Source organism: Halohasta sp. A2 (genome assembly GCF_056175805.1).
Window position 1 is genome coordinate 1 of record NZ_JAQFWV010000113.1, and the last position, 6,766, is coordinate 6,766.

Here is a 6,766-nt window from a genome sequence, read left to right on the forward strand (position 1 = left end):
CACTTCCATTTTCATCATCTCCGTTCCCACTTCCATTTTCATCATCTCCGTTCCCACTTCCATTTTCATCATCTCCGTTCCCACTTCCATTTTCATCATCTCCGTTCCCACTTCCATTTTCATCATCTCCGTTCCCACTTCCATTTTCATCATCGGTTCCTCCCTGTGGCTCGGTATTTTTCGCTGGCTGCTCATCCGGTTCTTCACGAATACCGACGGTATTCAATTCCAAGTTATCAAGATGGTCGACTGTGAGATCTAGTCGGTTGACACCGGGATCGAACTCAGAGTCGCTAAAACCAGTATAATTTACCGTATCACTATCATCGAATTGATCATCCCAATCATCCGAATCCAATCGTGTCGGTAACTCAACGGTGAGTTTGGCATCAGGGTCAAGTTGTGAAATATTCCCCCCAACCGAAGCGGGGTACAAATCTAGTGTTACTCTCTCCGTACCACTACGCTGAAAATCATTCTGTAGGGCTGTGATCCGAAGTGTATCGCCATTGGTGACAAGGTTGTGATCCTCAACAATCACACGTTCACCATCGGGCTCAGTTGAGTCTAAGTACAATACTGAGTTTTCATACCATGTAGAGCCAACATCGAATCTATTGTATCCAGGCTGATACTCTAAAAATCGTGTTTTGACCGTGACATTATCTGTATCTGGGTTTCCATCAGAGATGTTGATTGGGTATGGATCACTTGTCTGAAGGAGTCCTGCTGGTGGTGGACTATTTAATGCCAAGATGCGGGTTCGATAATTTGTACCGAGTTGAACGGTTGGGAACTGCTGGCGTTCAGATGCCCCTGTAGTCAAAATTGCACTTCTGAGATCAATAAGGTCATCTCGGTTTTCTTGGAAATGTTCAAACTCTGTTTCGGCATTCTGTTGAGGGACTACCTGTGCCTGATAACCGGTGAATGCTATAGTAAGAATACCAAATAAGAGAATAAATCCAATTACTTGACTCACCGCTCGGCTATCGGTTTGGAAACTCCGGCCTGTAGGATCTGATTTCATGACAGCGTATTCCAGCCTGGGTTGTATATCCCATAGCTACTTGATCGACAGAGCCAGCAGCATGTGTTGTAACTCAGAGCTGCGGCTTCACTACTATGTGTAACAGCCTGTTGGACCTGCTGGTAGCGACGTGAGCAAGTTTTGTTTACTGCCAATATACCTCTAGAAATTACTATAGATACTCTCGTCATATATGCTATTCACACACCAGAAGCACGCGTATCGGATGGATACCTGCCTCTCCTGTCCGATACGATGATTTCATATACCAGATATTGCATCTTCGTACATATATCATTTCGGGAAAGTAGTGCCTGCGCTTCGTATTGTCTTTCTTGATAAGATTGGTTACTTGACCTAGGACAGTCAAATAAAATTTATTCCGACCATCGGACTATGACTACGCCAGAGCCGCCATCACCACCTGTCGTATCGCTATCGCTTGCTCCACCGCCGCCACCGCCTCCTGTATTATTCTCACCATCTAATGCCGCTTCATTTGATCCCGTACCAAGCGTTCCATCGCCGCCACCACCAATTCCGCCTGCCCCACCTGAATTGTCATCACAATTTTCATACGCACCGCCTCCACCGCCGCCTCCGAAGTATCCATCGTCGCCAAATTGGTCTCCGAATACGTCTCCGAGATAAACACCAGCACCGCCATCACCACCATCGCCTCCATCACGCCCGTCACAGAAGAGTTCACCATCATCATTGGTAAAGCCTTGTTCTTCAGCACCGCCACCTCCAGCACCACCTTGGTCATTACCATCTCCTCCCAAACCATCCCCTCCCGGATTACCAAAATACTCTGCTTCTGGAAGGACATCTTCTGAGATTGAAGCTCCACCTGATGCCTCATCTTGTTCAGTTCTGGAACCGCCACCAGAACCTCCGTCTTTCCCGAATGCCTTTTGTGCATCTGTGTCTGGGCGGTCACCGGCTCCCCCACCCCCACCGACGGCAACTATCTCGTCAAACTCCGAGTTCGATCCATTCTCACCTGGGTTACTACCGTCTGTTGCTCCATCGCCACCCTCACCAGCACGCACATTTATTTCATTAGTAGAGCTTACATCGTAGTCCTCAAAGTAGACGACTTCTCCTGCACCGCCACCACCAGCTCCGGCACTATTAAATTCCTCATTCATCCCACCGCCTCCGCCACCAGCAACGACAGCCACGTCAACCTCTTCAACACCGTCTGGGACTTCCCACGTATCCTCACCAGTCACTGTGAACTCCTCAACTTTCATATCGGGTGAGGCATCGACGTTCGTCACTGGATCTTCATTTGGTTCCGCTTTGACTCCCACCGTATTCACTTGAAGGTTGTTTGCGTCGACGTTCAAATTTAGCGCGTGAACATCATTTCCGTGTACACCAGTATCAACGCCTTGGAATGTATCGCCCTCATCTGCTAACGTCTCATTCCAATAGTCATCTAGCTGTGTTGGGATAGACACTTTGAGCTCACCCTCGGTAGGGATATCAGACTGGTTGAAGTCATTCGTGGGATATACTTCGAGCGTCACACGACGAGTCCCCGTTTCTTCGAACGAGTTTTGTAGCGCGGTCACGGTAACTTCTTCGCCGTCAACAATTTCTTGTTCTCTGATGATGCTCAATCCGCCTCCGTTATCACGCTCATCAAGATAAAGTACTGAGTGTTCATACCACGTCGAGCCAATGGCTATTTCATTATAGCTGGGACGGAACTCTATGAACCGTGTCTGGGTTTGGCCAACAAGATCCCCATCTTCATTCGTGATATTAATTGGGTACGGATCGCTGGTCTGGAGCAGTCCCGCAGGAGGAGGGCCATTAATTCCAACTGTCCGTGTTCGATAGTTCGTCCCAAGTTGCACTGTCGGGAATCGTGCCCGATTGAATTCACCTGCCATCGATATATCATCTCTGAGTTCAATGAGTTCGTTTCGATTATCCTCAAAATGTTCAAACTCTGTTTCGGCGTTTTGTTGCGGGACAACTTGTGCTTGGTAGACAGATAGCCCGATGACAAGAAACCCGAATAAAAGGATAGCTCCCAGCAACGGAGCCACTGCTCGGGTATCGTCTTGTAAACGCCAGTCTGTTCGGTTGGGTATCATGATGGAGTATTCCTGCGTGGATTGAGTATTGTCCGTACGTCTGCAGGACTCAAGTGACTGTATGCGGCCCAGCTCAGAATCAAAACACCTTGAATATAGTATGGAACACTCATTTGTATTTGCTGCCAAAAACCAGAATATACAACACCTATCGCTAAAATAACTCCAAATATAAATGGGGAAGCTGCCATGAATTGTATATTCAGATTAGATTGTGTGTTGTGATAATCCAATTCTAAACGAAACTTTGGGTATGCCGAAATTAAATTGATCGAAACAGGTCCTTGTTGTCTAGCCACAGCAATATGCGTCATTTCATGCGCCCCCAACGCAAGTATCGGGCAGAGAGCGGCAAACCCTACCCGATACATTGATTCCATACGTTATTACATTTGCCTCACACGTATATCATTTCGGGAATGAGAATTCTTTAAACATAGAAAGTGTCCTAACTAATCTGTTTTGTAGCAACGAGAAGTCAAACAAAAGCTGTTGTCTAAACTGGTTTCAAGGGCGAGTTCCCCGCGTCACCGGACGCGGGGGTGAAGCCCGACACTCCGCTTAATGTTTTGTCTGTTCGATATACCGCTGAACGACTTCCTCCGAAACCCCACCCGTTGTCCCGACGTAGTATCCCACTTTCCAAAATCCACCACCCCAGAAAAACGACTCGCGGATTTCAGGACGCTGTTCGAGGATGTGCTTTCCAGAGTATGACTTGAATTGTCGAGCAACATCTGCCGGACTGTGTTTTGAGTCGCTCTGGACAAACAAGTGTACGTGGTCATCCGCAATCTCCAACGCAAGTATCTCGTGCCCGAAGTGGTCGGCTGTCTCCGTGAACAACTTTGTCACCTCGTCTTTGACAAGTCCCAGAACGGGGTGTCGATACTTCGGACACCACACGAAATGATACTTACACGAACTAATCGAATGTGCGTGACTCCGATATTCTCCCATCCTAATCCCTACTTTTATTATCATTTATTTCGATAGTTAAGGTATGGGTATCGAAGAAGTCACAAAGACCGCACGCACTCGACTCTGCATAGAGTCTGGTGAGCGGTCGTGGCTCAAAGATGCCCGTTACACCGCACGAGACATCTCCAACGACACACTCCGACTCAAACAAGACGGCTACAACCGTACCGAGATTCAGAAGGAAGTTGACCGCGACGACTTCCTTCGGAACAACAAGTGCGCTGTCGTCGGGAAAGCCCTGCAAGCGTGGGACTCCTACAAAGAACTCCTCAACTGGTGGCACAACCAAGACGACACCAACGTCGGGAAACCGTCGCCACCCGCCACGGACAAAAAAGGAGCCTACCCGCTCGTCATGGCGCACACCGAAGGCTACCGACTCACCTACAACGACGAGACTGACCGTATTCGGTTCCGTGTGAGTCCGAAGCCGTACAAGAAGGTGAAAGGCCACCTTCGAGGGCGACCTGAAGACCTCAACCTCATCGAGTCAGCCTTGACTGAAGATGAGTGGTCGTTGGGACAGGCCGAACTTCTGTACCGAGATGGCGTGTACTACCTACACGTCACGGTCAAAACAGAAGTTGAAGTGCCTGAACCCGAAGACGCTGACACACTCGTTGGCGTGGACATTAACGAGCGCAACATCGCTCTTACCGTTCTTGATCGTGAGACGATGGAGACGCTTGGAACATTCGTGCTGGATTACGGCTCGGTGAAAGCCGAACGTCAACGCTACCACACTATCACCAAACGCTGTCAAGAACACGGCCAACACTCAATCCACCACCAACTCGGAGAGAAAGAAGAACGCTACACTGAGTGGGTTCTTCACCGAATGTCCCGAGTCGTGGTCGATTTCGCCCAACAGTTCCCGAACCCAGTCATCGTGTTCGAGGACTTGAGTGGGATTCGAGACGCCATCAAGTACGGCACGTACATGAACCGGCGGTTGCACAAACTGCCGTTCGATAAGTTTGAGAAACAGGTTCGATACAAAGCAACGTGGAATCAAATTCCGTGTGAGACAGTCAAGTCGCCGTACAACTCGAAGTCGTGTTCATGCTGTGGTCATCGGGGATACCGTCAGGGTCGGCGGTTCCGATGTACGAATGATTCGTGTGAGGTCCAGCAAGACCATGCTGACCGGAACGCGAGTGTGAATGTGGCGTGGCGAGCGTGGGCGAAACACGCTGGTGTAGACGTTGAATCAGTTAATTACCGGACTCACAAAACCCAACCACAAGTTCGGTTGGTGCGTCTGTCTGGGTCGGGGCGTTCTGTAAACCGCCCATCCTCATCCCGCGAAATCGCTTCGCGTGGAGTGCTATCGGCATAGTCTGAGGGAACTACAAAAGCCACGGGCCACCGCGCCCGTGGTCGTTTACGTCTAGCACTGGTTTTGCCAACCTCTGAATAGACTGCAATTGTCCTTGCAAGATACAATCTCTAAGTATAGCAATTTATTCAGCTGACAATTTATGCGAGCTCCTATATCCTGATCCTGTCCTCCTTCTATCGACGTTAGTTCACCGAAGTTTGGAGTCTTCTTATAGAATCCAAAGTTAAGTGGCTGTAGCGGATGGTTGGTATATAAAGAAAGCCTGATCAAATAGCGCAAAATCTAGATTCCAAAATTCACGTGGAAATCAGTCCAATCCAAGACTTAGTTTCAATGCGTCGTCTATTGCTTCCATTGTTTCGGTATCAAGACTCCCGGTCACCGAGTGAATCCGGTTTTTAGTGGACACGACGCGAATTTGATCGAGACGAATGGATGAATCTTTTTCTAATGACGATTCGGCTGCTTTAACCAGAACCTCAAAGGGATAACCTCGATATGTTCCCGTTGCAGGAGCGACAATGGTCGTACTAGAATTTTTATTTCCGATGTCATTCTGGACGACTACTGCAGGCCGAGTCTTTTTCATCTCATGACCTTCGGCAGGGTCAAATCGGACGATGACGACGTCTCCGCGTCGAAGTTCCATTTCCTTGCTCATTCATCCAGTCCGTCCCATGCTTCATCCGATGTCTCATGCCACTCCTCTGCTAACTCCTCTGCGCTCTCTGAAGCGTCGCGGTACGCAGCGGCTAGTTTGTCCTCATCGGGGCGATCAGATTCTACGTCGACGACGGCAACGGTTACGCGTTTGTTCGCGTACTCCGTTCCGAGATAGATCCGACCTCGATCGTCGGTCTCGTTTGTTCGGAGGTCCTGAGCATCCACTTTGGTCATATTACTGAGTATGGCCCACTATTGAATAAGACTTACCCACTATTACCCACCACTGGTAGTTTCTATGAATTCTGGAAATTGACATCCAGTTCCCGTTGTGGTAGGCCGCAGAGACGGATGCAGCAGTTGTTTGAGTGCAAATCGGAGCGAAATCGTCGACATCCTCTTGTTTGCCGTTGGAGATCTCGCCAAACTCCGGTGAGGTCAACTCGAATAACGACTGCGGACTCAGAAACGTTTACATGTGTAAAAAATGAACTATATTATAGATTATGAGTAGTTGGATAGCAAGACCAAGATACACCGCTCAGTGATGCCTCTCGTTCTTATCGAAGTTCTCTCCCACCGAGGATCGACTGAAGCTGTTCTGGTGGATCGAGGCCTCGTCGTTTCCACGTCGCC

The 6,766-nt window shown here is 48.9% G+C and carries 6 protein-coding genes and 1 pseudogene; 1 reads left to right on the forward strand and 6 read right to left on the reverse strand.

The annotated features are described in order from the left end of the window. The 4 genes and pseudogenes from O2S87_RS17635 to tnpA form a co-directional block, all read right to left on the reverse strand. A pseudogene (locus tag O2S87_RS17635) lies at window positions 1-1,030 on the reverse strand (hypothetical protein); the annotation flags it as partial. Window positions 1,031-1,407: 377 nt separating this feature from the next. Then, on the reverse strand, window positions 1,408-3,096 hold the full coding sequence (locus O2S87_RS17640) for a glycine-rich domain-containing protein (RefSeq protein ID WP_475410061.1): 1,689 nt from the start codon (window positions 3,094-3,096) through the stop codon (window positions 1,408-1,410). Between the two features lie 44 nt (window positions 3,097-3,140). After that, window positions 3,141-3,524, reverse strand: coding sequence for a hypothetical protein (locus O2S87_RS17645; RefSeq protein ID WP_475410062.1), 384 nt, complete (start codon window positions 3,522-3,524; stop codon window positions 3,141-3,143). A gap of 181 nt (window positions 3,525-3,705) precedes the next feature. Beyond that, window positions 3,706-4,104 (reverse strand): IS200/IS605 family transposase, encoded by a 399-nt coding sequence (gene tnpA / locus O2S87_RS17650; RefSeq protein WP_475410066.1) that lies wholly within the window; start codon window positions 4,102-4,104, stop codon window positions 3,706-3,708. A gap of 43 nt (window positions 4,105-4,147) precedes the next feature. On the opposite strand from tnpA, the gene O2S87_RS17655 reads away from it, so the two are divergent. Next, window positions 4,148-5,464 carry an RNA-guided endonuclease TnpB family protein gene (locus O2S87_RS17655; RefSeq protein WP_475410063.1) on the forward strand — a complete coding sequence of 439 codons (1,317 nt, stop codon included), beginning with the start codon at window positions 4,148-4,150 and terminating at the stop codon, window positions 5,462-5,464. Between the two features lie 310 nt (window positions 5,465-5,774). On the opposite strand, the gene O2S87_RS17660 is transcribed toward O2S87_RS17655, so the two are convergent. Both O2S87_RS17660 and O2S87_RS17665 read right to left on the reverse strand, forming a co-directional pair. Then, window positions 5,775-6,128 (reverse strand): type II toxin-antitoxin system PemK/MazF family toxin, encoded by a 354-nt coding sequence (locus tag O2S87_RS17660; protein ID WP_475410064.1) that lies wholly within the window; start codon window positions 6,126-6,128, stop codon window positions 5,775-5,777. Next, on the reverse strand, window positions 6,125-6,364 hold the full coding sequence (locus O2S87_RS17665) for a hypothetical protein (protein WP_475410065.1): 240 nt from the start codon (window positions 6,362-6,364) through the stop codon (window positions 6,125-6,127). The genes O2S87_RS17660 and O2S87_RS17665 overlap by 4 nt, the downstream gene beginning before the upstream one ends. Window positions 6,365-6,766: the final 402 nt, after the last annotated feature.